This window comes from Streptomyces sp. NPDC048643 (assembly GCF_040650615.1).
GTDB lineage: Bacteria > Actinomycetota > Actinomycetes > Streptomycetales > Streptomycetaceae > Streptomyces.
This window is the reverse complement of sequence record NZ_JBEZHO010000036.1, coordinates 76,963-91,378: the sequence shown is the minus strand read 5'-3', so window position 1 is coordinate 91,378 and position 14,416 is coordinate 76,963. Positions and strand designations below refer to the sequence as shown.

At 67.7% G+C, this 14,416-nt stretch carries 18 protein-coding genes; 6 read left to right on the top strand and 12 right to left on the bottom strand.

Features of this window, described 5'->3' with window-relative positions; translation table 11 throughout:
- The coding region (locus tag AB0C62_RS29365) for a putative T7SS-secreted protein (RefSeq protein WP_362978192.1) at positions 1-539 on the bottom strand (539 nt) is incomplete at its 3' end.
- A 131-nt stretch (positions 540-670) separates the two neighbouring features.
- Complete coding sequence (locus AB0C62_RS29360) at positions 671-1,318, bottom strand: hypothetical protein (protein WP_362978190.1); 648 nt, start codon at positions 1,316-1,318, stop codon at positions 671-673.
- Between the two features lie 465 nt (positions 1,319-1,783).
- On the opposite strand from AB0C62_RS29360, the gene AB0C62_RS29355 reads away from it, so the two are divergent.
- The 6 genes from AB0C62_RS29355 (at position 1,784) to AB0C62_RS29330 (ending at position 6,691) form a co-directional block, all read left to right on the top strand.
- A complete protein-coding gene (locus AB0C62_RS29355) occupies positions 1,784-2,440 on the top strand; it encodes a hypothetical protein (RefSeq protein ID WP_362978188.1) in 657 nt (218 codons plus the stop codon).
- Complete coding sequence (locus AB0C62_RS29350) at positions 2,428-3,477, top strand: hypothetical protein (RefSeq protein WP_362978186.1); 1,050 nt, start codon at positions 2,428-2,430, stop codon at positions 3,475-3,477. Before AB0C62_RS29355 ends, AB0C62_RS29350 begins: the two co-directional genes overlap by 13 nt.
- A gap of 60 nt (positions 3,478-3,537) precedes the next feature.
- Entirely contained in the window at positions 3,538-3,840 is a 303-nt protein-coding gene (locus tag AB0C62_RS29345) for a hypothetical protein (RefSeq protein ID WP_267051543.1), read from the top strand.
- A 76-nt stretch (positions 3,841-3,916) separates the two neighbouring features.
- A complete protein-coding gene (locus tag AB0C62_RS29340) occupies positions 3,917-5,122 on the top strand; it encodes an enoyl-CoA hydratase/isomerase family protein (RefSeq protein ID WP_362978184.1) in 1,206 nt (401 codons plus the stop codon).
- A 103-nt stretch (positions 5,123-5,225) separates the two neighbouring features.
- A complete protein-coding gene (locus AB0C62_RS29335) occupies positions 5,226-6,026 on the top strand; it encodes a hypothetical protein (protein ID WP_362978182.1) in 801 nt (266 codons plus the stop codon).
- Between the two features lie 14 nt (positions 6,027-6,040).
- On the top strand, positions 6,041-6,691 hold the full coding sequence (locus tag AB0C62_RS29330; RefSeq protein WP_362978180.1) for a hypothetical protein: 651 nt from the start codon (positions 6,041-6,043) through the stop codon (positions 6,689-6,691).
- Between the two features lie 62 nt (positions 6,692-6,753).
- Here the strand turns inward: AB0C62_RS29330 and AB0C62_RS29325 are convergent, their stop codons facing one another.
- The 10 genes from AB0C62_RS29325 to AB0C62_RS29280 form a co-directional block, all read right to left on the bottom strand.
- Positions 6,754-7,359, bottom strand: coding sequence for a hypothetical protein (locus tag AB0C62_RS29325; protein ID WP_362978178.1), 606 nt, complete (start codon positions 7,357-7,359; stop codon positions 6,754-6,756).
- Complete coding sequence (locus AB0C62_RS29320; RefSeq protein WP_362978176.1) at positions 7,359-8,063, bottom strand: hypothetical protein; 705 nt, start codon at positions 8,061-8,063, stop codon at positions 7,359-7,361. The genes AB0C62_RS29325 and AB0C62_RS29320 overlap by 1 nt, the downstream gene beginning before the upstream one ends.
- Before the next feature lie 37 nt (positions 8,064-8,100).
- Positions 8,101-8,928, bottom strand: a complete 828-nt coding sequence (locus AB0C62_RS29315) for a hypothetical protein (protein WP_362978174.1) — start codon at positions 8,926-8,928, stop codon at positions 8,101-8,103.
- 78 nt (positions 8,929-9,006) lie between these two features.
- Positions 9,007-10,410, bottom strand: coding sequence for a hypothetical protein (locus tag AB0C62_RS29310; RefSeq protein WP_362978172.1), 1,404 nt, complete (start codon positions 10,408-10,410; stop codon positions 9,007-9,009).
- Positions 10,407-10,727, bottom strand: a complete 321-nt coding sequence (locus tag AB0C62_RS29305) for a hypothetical protein (RefSeq protein ID WP_362978170.1) — start codon at positions 10,725-10,727, stop codon at positions 10,407-10,409. Before AB0C62_RS29305 ends, AB0C62_RS29310 begins: the two co-directional genes overlap by 4 nt.
- 208 nt (positions 10,728-10,935) lie before the next feature.
- Positions 10,936-11,499 (bottom strand): hypothetical protein, encoded by a 564-nt coding sequence (locus tag AB0C62_RS29300; protein ID WP_362978168.1) that lies wholly within the window; start codon positions 11,497-11,499, stop codon positions 10,936-10,938.
- Positions 11,496-12,164: a hypothetical protein gene (locus tag AB0C62_RS29295; protein ID WP_362978166.1), complete on the bottom strand. Its 669-nt coding sequence runs from the start codon at positions 12,162-12,164 to the stop codon at positions 11,496-11,498. Before AB0C62_RS29295 ends, AB0C62_RS29300 begins: the two co-directional genes overlap by 4 nt.
- Positions 12,161-12,742, bottom strand: coding sequence for a hypothetical protein (locus AB0C62_RS29290; protein WP_362978164.1), 582 nt, complete (start codon positions 12,740-12,742; stop codon positions 12,161-12,163). Before AB0C62_RS29290 ends, AB0C62_RS29295 begins: the two co-directional genes overlap by 4 nt.
- Before the next feature lie 27 nt (positions 12,743-12,769).
- Positions 12,770-14,035 (bottom strand): putative T7SS-secreted protein, encoded by a 1,266-nt coding sequence (locus AB0C62_RS29285; RefSeq protein ID WP_362978162.1) that lies wholly within the window; start codon positions 14,033-14,035, stop codon positions 12,770-12,772.
- Positions 14,035-14,337 carry a hypothetical protein gene (locus AB0C62_RS29280; RefSeq protein ID WP_362978160.1) on the bottom strand — a complete coding sequence of 101 codons (303 nt, stop codon included), beginning with the start codon at positions 14,335-14,337 and terminating at the stop codon, positions 14,035-14,037. The genes AB0C62_RS29285 and AB0C62_RS29280 overlap by 1 nt, the downstream gene beginning before the upstream one ends.
- Between the last annotated feature and the right edge of the window lie 79 nt (positions 14,338-14,416).

The following is a 14,416-nucleotide window of genomic DNA, read 5'->3' as shown; positions in this document are numbered from 1 at the left end:
GCACTCTCGTGCGCGGACTTGGCATGCTGGGCATCCCGCGTGGCGGCCCGCACCTTCGCCTCGTCCGGCTTCTCGACGCTGCTCTTACTGCCGGTCGGGTCGTCCTTGTACTTGTCCGCTTCCTTGTTCGCCCGCGCCACCCACGAATCAGCTGACGACAGACGCGACTTGGCCGAGGTGAGATCAGACTGGGCATCCCGCCCCTTGGCGAGGGCCTTGTCCGCCAGCGCCTGCGCCCGCTCCAACTTCGGCCAGTACGCGGCAAGGGCATCCCCCGCCATCTCGTACGACTTCTTCAGCTTCTTCAACTGCTTCGGCACACCGGCGAACTCGTCCTGGAACGCCTTCGCCGACTTCCCCGCCCACTGCAGAACCGTGTCCTCGTCCGCCATCCCCTTGATCAGACGCAGCGCATCACCCACGTCATCGGCGAAGTCATGCAGATTCTTCGACAGATGCCGCACCCGATCCGGATCGCCCGGCGTCGGATCCCTGTCCAGATCCAGCACATGCCAGTCACCCGGCCGATTCCCCGCCATGCCGCAACCCCCGTGACAGCAACACCACCAACAACACCAACAACAACACTCGTATGCATGAGCGAAGTTACTGGATGTGTGCGAGGCGAGGAAGGGACGCCGGGGCGGACCCGGGGGTGGCGGCCGGGGCGTTACGCCGCGAAGCGGAAGGTGGAGGTGATGGCGTCGAAGATGTCGAAGAAGGAGTCGGCGAGGTCGAGGACCTGGCTGCTCCCGGCGACGAGCGCGACCTTGCCCTCCTGGCCGGGCACGGGGATGAACGTCTGCATGAGGACGGCACGGATCGTGCGCTGAAGGCTGTCGTCCGGTACGGCGATGTCCTCGATCCCGTACGTCCGCGCGGCGGGACCGACGCCGGGTATCTCGACGGTCGTCACCTTGCGCCAGGCGTCCCCCTCCTTCTTGGCCTCCCGCACCGCGAGTTGGCCGGCGATGACCTGAGGATCGGTGGAGAGGGGCTCGCCGGTCTGCGAGCGCCCGCCGACGATCGACACCGTGACCGATCCGGTGATCGGGGTGTCACCACCGAACGACTCCGCCATGCAGCCGCAGTACAGGGCACCGGACTTCCAGGCGTCGGAGGCGGCCTTGCGCAGGAAGGCGGTGTAGGTGTCGCGGTACTGCGCCAACTCCGGGCGCTCGTCGATCCGTTCGGTGACCATCCGCCGTATCGAGTCGTCCCGCGACTCCGGCCGCACGTCGAACTCCCACCACGACTCAGGCACCTTGATCCGGAATCCGCCGCGCTCGATGGTGAGCGTCTCCATGTAGCGGGCCATGACTGTGTCCCCCGGGGTCGTGGTCGATCGTTCGTCGTTCATCGTTCGCCGTAGCCGGCGCCCGTTCGCCACTCTGTTCGGGCCGGCGGCTTGGGTCAGGGTACGAGGTGGGGATCGGGCGGGCGTGGGAGGCGTACGAGTCGAGCCGCCGGGACGGGCCGATTTGACGTAGCCGGCGCTCACTCCTGCGAAGGGGGCGACGCTCACCGGCGGGGCGCGGCACCCGGGCGGCGGCTCCGGACCCCGCCCGCCGGCCGTGTCGAGAACGTGGCGGATCTGTGGAGGGATCACGCAGTTGACGCACGGCGGGCCGCCCGGAGCTGGGAAGACGCCCAGATGGCGAGTAATTGCCCTCGTTCATCCCCATCCCCGGGGAAGTACCTCCTGGCGAAACCATCAGCCCCACAGATACCGTCATTGCCCTTGACTGACTTGGTTGAACTGATGTCTCACGGGGAGTCCACTGTGAAGCGCCGCTCTTTGCCCGTTGCTGCCGCGTTCGCCGCGACCGCGGCACTCCTGCTGACAGCCTGCGGCAGCGGGGACGACAGCTCGAAGGGGAATGACAAGATCGCGGGGGCGGATTCCAGCTCTTCCACGACGTCGGCGTCGCCGACCGCGAGCCCAGAGGGTTCGGCACAGCACCCGAAGGTCACGCTTCCCGGTGACCTCACCAACGACTTCGACGACTGGAAGACGGGCGACGCCACGAAGGACGCCGTACTGGCTGACGCATCCCGCCGGATTGACGCCCTGGACTACGCCATCACCCAGGGCGACGCGGACGAGCCCGTACTCGGCTTCTACTACAAGGGCGACGCCCTGGTCGGGGCATCCCAGTGGGTCAAAGGATTCGTGGACGCCAAGAAGTCCATGACCGGTGACACCCGCTACTTCCGGCCCCGCCTGAATGTCTACGCGAAGGACAAGGCGACACTCTCCTACTGCTCGTTCGAGGGAAAGGCCTTCGCCAAGGACTTGAGGACCGGCAAGGCCGACAAGACACCGGTGACCAACAAGTCCTACCTCCTCTACGTCACTCGGCTGGAGAAGAGCGACAAGGGCGTCTGGCAGACCGCCGTCCTCAATTCCGAGAGGGCCAACTCCGCGTGCACGCCGTGACTATCTCCCGTTCGGCTCTCATGGCCACCTGCCTCGCAACTGTCTCAGCGTTTCTCGCGCCCGCCGCGTACGCCGACGTGGATGTAGGCGCGGGCCACGAGGGAGCCGACACGAAACAGCAAGGGTCGCTCGACGGGCACTCCCTGGCATCGCGGATCACGTTCAGCGGCGGCACAAAGGGAGGCGGCGGCCGGTCGACCGGAGGCCTCACCCCCGTCGGGAACTGGACGCCACCGGCTTGCTGGTACGAGCCCTACTCCGTGGACGAGTTCGCGAAGAACACGGAAGAGGGGTACAGCCTCGTCGCCGACGATCCCAGGCAGCCGAGCTATGCGAAGAGCTCTGTGGCCCAATTCCGTTCTTACTACAAGGATGGCGAGTACAAGGACTACAACAAGGACAAGGCCGACGAGGGCAACTGGTGGGTAGCGACGCGGGACCGGGAGCGCTGGCTGACTCCTGAGGCGCAGCAGTGCGACAAGCAGCCGTTCTGGGTCGACAACGGCGACACTCCCCCGGTGGAGAACGCGGTCACCCCGGAAATCCTCGCCCAACTCGCCTACAACCGCGTCAGCGTCCCCGACACGCACGTCACCATGGCCCCTGAGGGCCCGACAAAGGTGAATCTGCCGACCTGGGCATGGCTGGACAGGGCAACGTTCAAGAACGTATCCGTCACAGCGTCGCTCAATGTCAACGGCCTCAACATCCAAGCCACCACGACGGCAAAGCCGGTGTCCCTGAAGCTCGAACCCGGGACGAGCGACGCCGAGACCTACCCCGCGGGTGGCGAGTGTCGGATCAACGACGACGGGTCAATCGGCGAGGCGTTCGCGCGAGGCGATGCGGGCAGGGAACCGTCGTGCGGGATCAACTACCTACGTTCCTCGGGCGACGGCGCGTACAAACTCCGCGCGACCATCACTTGGCAGATCGACTGGACCGGCAGCGGCGGCGCGGGCGGTGACCTGCCCGACGGCACCTTCGGGACCACCCAGGACGTGACCGTCCAGGAGATCCAGTCCGTCAATCGATGACCGTGGCCGCCGGATCCGCGCGACCCGGGCCCAGCGACGACTCAGGGAGTCAGAGACCGCATGAGTGACCTTCGCCTCGAAGACACCATCTTCGAGGACCTGAAAAAGACCTTCTCCAGCATCAGCGACCGTATGGAGGCGACCCGCCGCACCCTCCGGGGGACGGACGCCTCGGCTGTGGGTGAGAGCAAACTCGTGGAGGACGTACAGGACTTCGCCGATGACTGGGGCTACGGCATCAAGCAGCTCGGCAAGCACACCCAGGGCGCGGTCAAGATGATCGACAAGATCGCCGACTCGTTCGGGAAGCTCGACCTCGATCTCGCGGAATCCCTCAAGGCCCCGAAGAAAAAGGGCAAGTGACATGGCCGGACAGCGCCCCGCCTTCCCCCACATAGGTTGGGACCCCACCCCCGGTGATGTCGAGGACACCCGGGAGTTGGCCAAGAAGCTCGGGAACCTGGCGAGCGAGCTGGGGACGGCGCTGAAGGAACTCGAGCAGATCGAGGCGGGTGCCTGGAAGGGCAAGACCGCGGTCGCCTTCAGCGAGTACATAGGCAAGGACGTCACGCCTCTCATACGCAAGAGTCACGACTCCTTCGACAAGGCCTCCCACGCGCTGCACCGCTGGGCGACCGAGCTGCACGACTTCCAGGACGAGGCGACGCGCCTCGAAAAGGCCGCCGGAGAGAAACTCGAAGCCAAGGAGAAGGCCGAGCAGAAGGCCGACGGCAAGGGCAGCGAGGAGCTGGGCAAGGCATCCGGCGCGGTGGACGAGGTCACCAACAAGGTCCACGACCTGGAGAGTCGCTATGCGCTGGCGGCGGGCAAGATCAGCAAGGAGCTCGACAAGGCCGGCGACATCGCCCCTGATGAGCCGGGATTCTGGGACAAGTTGGGGGATGGCATCGCGGATGCCTGGGACGCCACGGGCGAGTGGATCAAAGACCACGCCGACCTCATCGCGTTCATCGGCGATCTGCTCAGCGACCTGACAGCGATTCTGGGTCTGCTCGCCATCATCACCATCCCCTTCGAGCCTCTGGGTGCCATATTCGGCGCCGCAGCCCTTCTCACCAGTGGACTTGCCCTGCTGGCGCACTCCGTGGCCAAAGCGGCCGGCGGGGACGTCAGCTGGATGAAGATCGGGACGGACGCGCTCGGTCTCCTTCCCGGCATCGGTCTTTTCGGCAAGGGTGTCAAGGTTGCGGACGAAGCGACGGCCATGGGTCGGGCCGCGATGTTCGGCAAGGGGATGAACGCCGAGGAGCTCGCGGCGGGAACACGCAATCTCTTCGCCACCGGAGATCTGGCCAAGAAGGTGGAGGGTGGGCTCAGCCTGCCGGGCAAGCGGATCGTGCTGGGGGGATCGTTCGAAAAGATCGGTTTCATCAGTTCCGAGTCCGGAACCATGAATCGGCTCGCTGGTCTTGCCGAGGCCGGCTATCACCAGGGCCAGTGGGTCGGGACAAAGGGCCTGAAGCTGATCAGTGGCGGTAAGTTCGACTTCAATCCGGAGAAGTCCCTGGGTATCGCTATCGACGCCGCCGGCAAGATCGGTCCGAAGATCACCACCATCACGCAGCACATCGGGGAAGCGGTCAATCCTGGCGACCGGTTCCACGAGGCCGCCACCTCTCACTGAAAGCGTCATTCGGATGGCTGTATGGCAACCACCCCCGGGAGAGACCTCCCTCGCACGAAGCCCCGGCGTCTTCGCGACCGGCACGGCCACAGCCGTCTCGGGCATGCGCTGGTTCCGCGACCCAGCTCGCAACGACATCCAGGACGACCTGGCCGGATGGCCTGAAGGCCCCGTCTTCACCATCCTTTCCAAGTCGCAACGGCGGGCCCGAGCGACCGGAGCATTCGGTGTTCGAGCTGCTGCCCTCGCTGTCCTGGCAGCGGTGGAAATGGTGGCAGCAGCGGGGAGCGCCGGCAGCAGTCCCAGAGGTACGGGCCGCTCACACGACCACGAGAACGAGGTCGACGACTTTCCTGTGATGTGGGCGGGATCCGACACTCTCGCGCGGACACTCCCCTGGCAGCTGGATCCGAGCCGCTGCCCTGAGAACTACCGCACCCACCTCGTCGTCACCGACCGCCGCGTACTCGTCATCGGTTTCCCCGACGACGACACCACTCAAGACGAAGTGCTCTGGCAGATCGACCGCGACCACGTCGCGAGCGTCGAGCGCCGGACTTTCAGCAAGGTGGGCGCCGAAGCCGTGATCACCTTCACGGACGGCTCATGGTGCAGGCTCGCCCCGCCCGAGGCCAGCGACTACTGGGAAGTCGTGCGCCACCTCGCCTACGACTCCAGGCTCGTGGCACTCGAAGCGCTGACCTCCGGGCAGAAGGAGGCGGTGACGGCTTTCTCTGCGAAGCGCCACGCTCACCACGCCGTGGTGACGCAGCGCCCCAGCGGGAACTTCACTGTCGAGGTGACCACGGACCTGGCTCCGAATCCGCGCCGGGGTGCAGACCCAGGGCTCAGAATCATGGGCCCGAACGGCGAGTCCGTGAAATTCAAGCCCGGCGACCTCTGAGCGGAACTCCTCACATGACCACCCCCACCGGTACCGTCCCGCCCTCGATATCCGACGACGGGTCCGACATACCACCGATATGGTTCACCGTCCCGGACGGTCTGTTCGCCCTTCCCATAGCGCGCACCACGGAGGAACGCGACGCCCTGGCCGACTCGTTCGTGCGGGAGCTCTACTCGCAGGGGGACGATTCGATCTGGTCGCCGGCGGCGCCCTACTACGCGGGGATCGCCGAATACATGGCGGGCGAGGGCGTTTCGTACGCTGCCATGGGTCTCTTCTCCACCGAGGGAAGTGGTGTCGCCCAGTGCGCCTTCACCGTGGCCGCAGTGAAGACCGACCAGACGGAGCCCGACGTCGCCGCGCAGGGGACCCTGGCGATTCTCTCCTCGGATCCGTTGAACGACGCGCGCTGGTTGGACCTGCCCTGCGGTCCCGCGGTCTCGTGCGTGACGCTCCGCGAGTTCACTCTCCGGCCCGAGGTCACGGCGACCGGTGAAGAGACCAAGCTCCTCACAGGTCAGATCCAGATCCACATCCCCTTCACCACAGGCCCGTACACGGCGATCCTCACGCTCTATACGGCGTCGACCGAGTACTGGGGCGAGTTCTGCGACATGACAGCGGCGATCACGCAGACGGTGTCCTTCACCGACGAGACGTGAAGCACGCACCAGCCGCGGCTTCCACCCGCTGTCGGCGTCTCGGCCTCGCCCCCGACGCTGGCTCACCGAGCCGACGTCACCGTGACCGTGACCGTCTCCGCCAGGCCGTCCGTCAGCGCGCACAGCGCGTCCGTGTGGGCCAGGGCCCGCCAGGACGTGAGCAGGACGAGGCCCCATTTCTCGTCCGGGCAGATGCCGTAGGCGCAGGTCTCCAGGATGGTGCCCGTTCCGTCGCGGTCGGGTTCCTGGGCGTAGGCGTGCCGGACGCGTACGGCGGGCCCGATGGGCAGAGTGCGGCGCTCGGCCTCGGGCGGGCGGAACGAGATGCTGGTCGGTGTGGCCAGGTAGCGGTGCAGCAGGTCCACCGTCACCGCGGGGTACGTCTCGTCGGCGACCAGCGCCGAGAGTTCGACGCGGGCCAACTCCCCCAAGCGTGGCTCGGGGACGTACGAGAGCGCGACGATCGGGGCGCGGGTGCGGGCGTCGGCCGCCGCCTCGCCCAGTTCGACGGCGAGCGCCTCGGTCAACCGTGCGTCGGCGTCGTGGCCGGCCCGGAGACGGGCGGCCTCCTGAGACCAGGAATCCAGATCGACCGCACCGCGCACGGGCAGGGTCACAGCGCCGTCCGGCGCCTTCATGTGGACGGTGGAATCGGCGTACTCGGGCATCAGGCCATCCACTGGAGGGTTCGGGCGATCGAGTCGAAGAGCGTCACCAGCGCGTCCGCCAGCGGCTCCATCGGCGTGGAGAAGGAGAGCAACAGGCGCTGGTCGCTGTGCGGTACGGCGAGGTGGACGTCGAGGTGCGTGACGGTGAGCCTGTTGCCGTCCGGGTCCTCGGGCGAGGGCGTACGGCGGTAGCGGTGGCGTACGGCCGGGCCCGCGGGGAGGTCGACGGTGCTGACGTCGGCGCCGCCTGCGGCGAGCGAGAGAGCGGTGTCGGACAGGTCCCCGGCCTCGCTGCCGGGCGGTGGCCGCAGGAGGGTCACGACGAGCCCGGCGGACACCGGGACCTGGCCGATCACCTGGTCGACGAGGTACATCTCGACCCCTCCGTTCGCGTGGGCCGCTTCGGCCTGTGCCCGGATCCGTTCCGCGAGCGCGGCCTTCAGCTGGGGGGTGGCCCGGGTCCTGCGCAGGCCGCGGTTGACGAGCTTGTCGATCCGGTGCGGCCAGCGGTCCGGGTCCAGGACGATTCGCTCCCAGCCCTCGGGGACGGCCAGGCGGTAGTCGGAGGGGGGTGCCGGGTGTGCCTCCGCGTCGGCGCCGGTTCCGTGTATCGGCTCTCCGGCGACCGTCGTACCGCTCAGATCGGCGGCCGTCCTGCCCCCGGTCCGCTCAGCAGCCGTGCCCTGTCTCGCGTCGCCCGTCATCGCGTCGGATCGCTCTCTTCGCTCGGTTCGCCCGCTGTCACCCATTCGTTCGGCCTGTCCGCCCCGCGCGCGGTCGCCCGGTGCGCGGCCCCCGCCGTCCCAGGACCACGGCGCTCGCCGGAGCCAGGATCAGCACAGCGGCGGCGCCCAGGGCGGCGATCGCGCCCGCTGTGCCGCCGATGTCGGATCTCGTCCCGAGGAACGGCCGGTAGTGCCCGGCCGGGTCGACGACGGCCGTGTCGTCGAGGCCGACGCGGTCGGCGCACTTCTCCCTGTTGTCGAGTACCTGGTGCACGGAGCCGTCGCCGAGCCGGACCCGGCAGTACGTCTCGCGGGTTCCGTGCGTCCACTGGTGGAGCGGTGCGGCGATCGTCACCGTCTGCTCGACTCCCCGGACCTTCAGGTACCACTGCTGGGTGTTGAAGGAGACGGTGAGCACGAGGGCCGCGTACGCCGCGACAGTGATCCATCGCAGCGCCAGGCCCCCGTACGACGCGCGGGTCCGCAGCGCCGTGAAGAGAACACCCAGGCCACAGAGCACGCCCACGAGCACTGCGGTCTCGTGGATCAGGAGGGTGCCCAGCGCGGTCAGGGCCACACCCGCGACGGCCGCCGCGAACAGCAGCGCCCAGGGTCGTACGGCAGCACGCTCCGGTGGGCCCTCGTCGTCGCCGGGATGCCGTGTTTCCTGGTGGGCGGTGAACTCGGAGAGGACGCCCCGCACGCGGACCATTCCACCGTCCTGCGCGGCCATGCGGCGCAGTTCGGGCAGTCCCATGCCGATCTGTTCCAGCGTTCGCCATCCGTCCTCCGGCAGGCCCGCGAAGAGTGCGTCGAGGGACTCCGCACCGTCGTCTCCTGTCATGAACCGGCTCCCTGTTCCGTGGCCCTCCGCGGCGGTTCCGTGCGGGGGGCGCAGGGTCGCCGGCGTCGTCCGTTCGCGTCACCCACCGGCATTCCAGGTCCAGTTGTAGAAGGGGATGCCGCCGGCCCCGATCCCCGGGATCTCCTTGAGTCCGCTCAGGAGGTTCGGGCCGGTGGCCTTCGTCTCCCCCTCGCCGACGGGCGCCAGGTTGGACCAGCCGAGGGCGAGCGGCAGGGTCTGGCTGCCGATGTAGAGGGCCTTGCCGGCTTGCGCCATGGTCTTGAACGAGGACGCCGAGATCTGCGCCAGCTTCGGTGCGGCGGCGGTCACCAGGCCTTCCTCACCGGGGAGTTGGCCCGCCGCGACTCGGATGTCGTTGACGTACGCCTTGACGTCCAGGGACTCCTTGACCACGGACCTCATACGGGGCAGCAGTTCTGCCGGTCCCTCGGCCAGCGCCTTGCCGATCTGGCCGGGCTTGACCCCGTTGAGTGCTTCGGCGAGGCCACGGGCGGCCGCCGGATTCAGGCCCACGTCCTTCGCCAGTTGTACGTCCTTCAGGGCGGAGGCCCCGCGGGCGGCGACGGCGGCTTCCTTGGCCGTCGTGCCGAGCAGGCGGCCGGCGCCGAAGGAGAGGACACCGACGGCGTCGATGGCGACGTCGAGCCACGTGCCCTTGCCGTCGAGGGCGGAGATCGTGTCACAGACCAGCGCCACGACCGAGGCGATCAGGGCGAGGGCGGCGAGCACCTCGCCGAGTACCGGTACCCAGCTCAGGACGAGGGCCAGTACGCCGAGGACGGCCGCCGCGACTCCGGCCCAGTGGCCGATGTCCGCGACCCAGTCCTTCCAGTTGTCCCACCAGTGGTGCTGGGGGTCCTTCAGTCCGTCGTGCTCGACCGCGTCGTGGATGGCCGACTGGGCGTAACCGGCCTGGGTGTCCCGGTACGACAAGGCCCGTCGGAGGGCCGTCCTGGCGTCCTCCAGGTCGCCGTCGGCGCACTCCTTCTGCTTGTCCAGCTTCTTCTTGTCGGGGTGGTCGTCGGGCCCGGGGTGCTGGTCGATCTGCTTCTGGCAGTGGCTGCTGTCGGCGTCGGCGGCCTTGGCCTTCCTCAGGGCGTCCCGCACGAGGTTCTGCGCGTGGTCGAGCGCGGTGGCCCAGTCGCTGTGCTGGTGCTCGTCGGAGGGAGCGGAGCCCACGCGAGAGCCCAGGGCGTCCGCCGCGGCCGCGTACCGGTGGTGCGACGCGGTCAGCAGCCCGACGGTGTCCTCGGTCTTCTGCTGGAACGCACGGCCCGCGTCGGAGTCCCACCCGTTCCCGTCGACCAGGTTGTGCAGTTTGGTCGCCTGGTCCTCGATGAGGGCGGCGGTGTCGGCGATGCGTTTGCCGAGTCGGGCGACCTCGTAGGGGTCGCCCGGAGTGAACTCCCTGTCGTCGTAGCGGGCGGTCTGCCAGTCGACGCCCGGGAAGTCGTCGCTCATGTGCCGCTGCCGCCGTTGCCGGACTGGGACGTGAGCAGGGCATCGGCGAGATGCTGATCCAGACCGTCGTACGCCTTGGCGGCCTCGCCGGCCGTCCTGCCGAGGAACTCCAGACCCTCGCAGAGCTGCTTGCGCTTCTTCTTCCAGTCGTCCGCGAACGCGTCGAGGGCGCCGGCGACCTCGCCGGAACCCATCTCCGCGTCGTAGGAGTCGACCAGGTCCTTGGCGTCCTCGAAGTGCGCCTTGAGCTTCGCGACGGAGCGGCTGATGTCCCGAAGCTCCGACGTGGACACCGCGATGTGATCCGCCACTGCCACCCCCGTGTGCCTTCCGACGGCCACCGCGGGCCGCCTCATGCGGCACACCCACCTCACGGCGGCCGCCCTCCACCCTCTTGCACGGGTTTTCGAGCCAGCAACCAATGACGAGCAAAGGGGGCGTACAGAGACCGTCAGTACGAGCCTCTCCGGACCTCCCGGAAGCAAAGTCCACCCGGCCGAGTCGAGGAGCCGAGAGGTACCCGGCTCACATGATCCAGCGCAGGGACTCCACGATCGAGGTGCACAGGCGTCCCATCGCGCCGTCCACTCCGGTGAGGGGGACGACGAAGCCGAGGACCAGGTAGCCGACGGACCCTGGCATATGGATGTACCAGTCCACGGTCGTCCCCGTACGAATCCGGACCGCTTCGCCGGCGGGCAGAACGACGGCGGACACCTCGGCGCCGGTCCCCTTCCTGCGCTCCCGCTCGCCGAAGGAAGCGAAGAGCTGGTCGGGGGAGGGAGCACCGGGCGTGGGGATCAGACTCACCACGAGCGACACGGGCAGGATGCTGCCGTCCCGCAGTTCCGGCCGCAGAAAGAACTCCAACGCGCCCTTGGCCACGGCGGCTTCAGCCGTGTTGCGCAGGGTCGTCCAGGCTTCCTGTGTGACCTCCGCCGGGACACTCTTGCCCTCGGCCTGACGGTCCACGAACGTCTTCAGCTCTCGGCGCCACCGGTCATGGCCCAGGTCGATCCTGAACCATTCCCGCGGGACCAGCAGTCGATAGTCCTTGGGCGGTGCCGAGACGTCCGGTCCGGTCGTCATGCCGGCATCACCAGCGACTCGCCCTCCACGTCGAACAGGCGCACGCTCTTCGCCACCCCGGCGAACATGGACGAGAACACGTCCCATCCCTCAGGTGTGGGCGTGCTCATCTCCAGCACCACGACGGTCCCGTTGGTCAACGGCACCTGGACCTGGATGAAGGACGTCCGAAGAGCCTCGTCCTTGCCCGACACCGTAAGACCGCCGTCCAGACTGCCTTGGCGCTCCCCGATGCAGCAGACGGCGGGACCGCACGGCAGATCGATCTCGCTGACCTGTCCGATGCCGAGGTGTCGCAGGGACGAGCCCAGGAACCCCACGGGACGGGGGCCGGCCTCGGCATCGAGGTCGATCATGCTCACGGTCACCGTGGCCGTGCAACGCGTGCCTTCGACCTCGCTGAGGACGAACCCCGAGTAGTGCACTCCCGCTTCGACGAACGAGTCGTAGTGAGCGGCCAGCATGACGGCCCACTCCAGTTGCACGGCGAAGTCGGCCTCCGGCATCACGGTCCGAGCGAGTTCCATCAGGCGGTCGGCGGTCTCGTCCAGATCCTCCGCGTCCGTCGGGATCTCGAAGAAGCCGTCGGGCATGATCCAACGGATGTCCATGCCGTTCCGGTCCGCCGATTCCCGCATACCGCCTTCGGCCGATATGACGGTCACGCCCCACTTCTCCCGTCCCGGCCGCGTTCCTCCACGCCATGCCGGTACGTGGCCGCAAAGGGGTACGGGCCGTAGTGCGGATAGCCCGCGGGAACCTCGGCCCCTCCGTCGCGGGCCACGTGCGCGACCTCGCGATACCTCTTCGCTCTCGCACGGAGGTTCTGCCGGGCGGGATCACCCCAGTGTCGTACCGCGGCTCGGATCCAGAAGCCCAGCAGAAGCAGAACGGCGATGCCCGCGGCGGCGAGGTAGACGAGCCGCGCCCGATCCGACTCCCAGTACTGCGCCACGCCACCCCAGTAGACCGCCCCGCCGAACCCGATGAGCGCGAGCGGCACCCCGGTCCTGAAGCCCGCCGTGAACATCTCCTGTTCGTCCTCGTGCCGAAGGCGCAGCATGCGGAGCACCGCGCCGTCGTCCAGATAGTCGAAGGAGACGTCCCGTCCCGACTCCTCCGCCAGTCGTCGCGCCTCGGGGACAGCGGCGATCACCTCACCGGGAACGAGCCGGACAGGATCCGTCCCCCGGCGACCGATGAACTCCCACTCCCCGAGCTCGACTTCGTCTTCGTCACTCATGTGCCGTTCTCCTTCGTTCCGTCACGGCTACGCGGCGAGCGCGGCGTGGAACGGCTTCGGCGAGGGCCCCGGCGAAGGGCTCGGTGTGGGGTGTGGCGTCGGTGCGGGCTTCCCGGCGGGCGGCTGATAGCCGGTCGTCCCGCCGTTCTCTCCGCTGAACATGCGGTGCAGGGCACTCGCCAGGCCGGTCCCCTTGATGGCGGCCGTGATCTCCTTGCCGCCCAGAGGCACGAATTTCTCCGGAAGGCCGGAAGCCCCCAGCTTCTGACCCAACTTGAGACCGTTGGCCAGCACCTTGTTGGTCAGCGTGACGCTCAGGCCATTGAGGAAGTTGTGACCGATGCCGGCCACGGCCGCGGTTCCCCTGAACGACCCGAGGGCGCGAAGCTTCGCCACACCCTTGAGGCCGCTCAAGGCTCGGAAGCCTTTCAGTGCTCCCAGGCCGGGGAGGATGCCCAGCGCGTCGGTGCCCAGCTTCAGCCAGCTCACCTTCCCGCCGCGCACCGACATGTCGTACGCATGGCCTGCCAGGGCGGCCGCGCTGGAGAGGACGGCGAGCGTCGCGAAGATGGGGACGAGGAACTGCAGAGGCGGGACGAAAGCGCACACGACGGCCAGCACCGAGAGGATCGCCGACAGGTTGGAGAACGTGTCCGCCCAGTCGGCGAGCCAGTTCATGAATCCGCCAGGGTCTCTGACGGCGTCGTGATGGACGACGTCGCGTATGTGCCGGGCCGCGCGGTCCCCCGCATCGTCGAAGATGTCCCGGGCGTCCTTGACGTCCCCCCGCGCCTGGCCGATCCGGTGCAGCGCCTCGTTCTGCTTCTTCTTCCAGCGTTCGTACTCGGGTCTGTCCGCCTCGGGAATGTCGGTGACGAGGTGCTTGTCGGTGAACTTCTTCACCTCCCGCTCCGCGAGATCGTGATCGCTCTTGGCCTCCTGGTAGTCCGCCAGCGCCCTGTCGGCCTTCTGCTGAGCACGGTGCAGCTCTCCGGCGAACTCCTTCGACTCCCCGTCCGCGACCGTCACCCCCAGCGCCTTCGCCGCCTCGTCGTACCGCTCGAACGCCTTCTTCAGCCGGTCGCCCGCGCCGTCCGCCACCTCATTGAAAGCGCGTCCCGCGTCGCTGTCCCAGCCGTCCACGGACGACAACGCCGCGATGACTCTGGCCTGTTCGTCGATCATCTCGGCCATGGTGCGCAACTTGCGTCCGAGTGCGGCGACTTCATGAGGATCACCGGGGGTCGGATCGTCGTCCCACAAAGGCGGCCAGTCGCCGGATCGCCTGCTCACTACTTGCCCTTCCCCTTGGCACCTGAAATGGCCTTGGCCAGTTCATGGTCGATCTCCTCGTACTTCTGAGCAGCGACCGACGTGGCTTCGGCGAGCTTCTTTATTTCCTTCATGAGCGCCTTGCGCGTCTTCTTCCAGGTGTCGCCGAAGTCGCCGAAGGCATCCTTCAGGCCACCGTGCCCGAGAGCATCGTTGTAGCCGTCAGCGGGATTGCCGTGGTGCTCGAACTCACGGTGGATCTTGCCCAAGGACCGGGAACAGTCCTTGATCAGATCCAGGTCGTACGCGGTTTTGTCACCCATTGAAGAATTCCCTCAGGACAGGTGTGGAGTTCACCGTGCTCGTCTCGTGACTCCGACATCTGGCACGGCAGTGCGATGG

Excerpts from the sequence above, each read along its gene's own strand:
- AB0C62_RS29290 (WP_362978164.1), bottom strand. The coding sequence starts at position 12,742 with ATGAGTGACGAAGACGAAGTCGAGCTCGGGGAGTGGGAGTTCATCGGT.
- AB0C62_RS29280 (WP_362978160.1), bottom strand. The coding sequence starts at position 14,337 with ATGGGTGACAAAACCGCGTACGACCTGGATCTGATCAAGGACTGTTCC.
- AB0C62_RS29325 (WP_362978178.1), bottom strand. The coding sequence starts at position 7,359 with ATGCCCGAGTACGCCGATTCCACCGTCCACATGAAGGCGCCGGACGGC.
- AB0C62_RS29345 (WP_267051543.1), top strand. The coding sequence starts at position 3,538 with ATGAGTGACCTTCGCCTCGAAGACACCATCTTCGAGGACCTGAAAAAG.
- AB0C62_RS29320 (WP_362978176.1), bottom strand. The coding sequence starts at position 8,063 with ATGACGGGCGACGCGAGACAGGGCACGGCTGCTGAGCGGACCGGGGGC.
- AB0C62_RS29335 (WP_362978182.1), top strand. The coding sequence starts at position 5,226 with ATGCGCTGGTTCCGCGACCCAGCTCGCAACGACATCCAGGACGACCTG.
- AB0C62_RS29315 (WP_362978174.1), bottom strand. The coding sequence starts at position 8,928 with ATGACAGGAGACGACGGTGCGGAGTCCCTCGACGCACTCTTCGCGGGC.
- AB0C62_RS29330 (WP_362978180.1), top strand. The coding sequence starts at position 6,041 with ATGACCACCCCCACCGGTACCGTCCCGCCCTCGATATCCGACGACGGG.
- AB0C62_RS29360 (WP_362978190.1), bottom strand. The coding sequence starts at position 1,318 with ATGGCCCGCTACATGGAGACGCTCACCATCGAGCGCGGCGGATTCCGG.
- AB0C62_RS29310 (WP_362978172.1), bottom strand. The coding sequence starts at position 10,410 with ATGAGCGACGACTTCCCGGGCGTCGACTGGCAGACCGCCCGCTACGAC.
- AB0C62_RS29300 (WP_362978168.1), bottom strand. The coding sequence starts at position 11,499 with ATGACGACCGGACCGGACGTCTCGGCACCGCCCAAGGACTATCGACTG.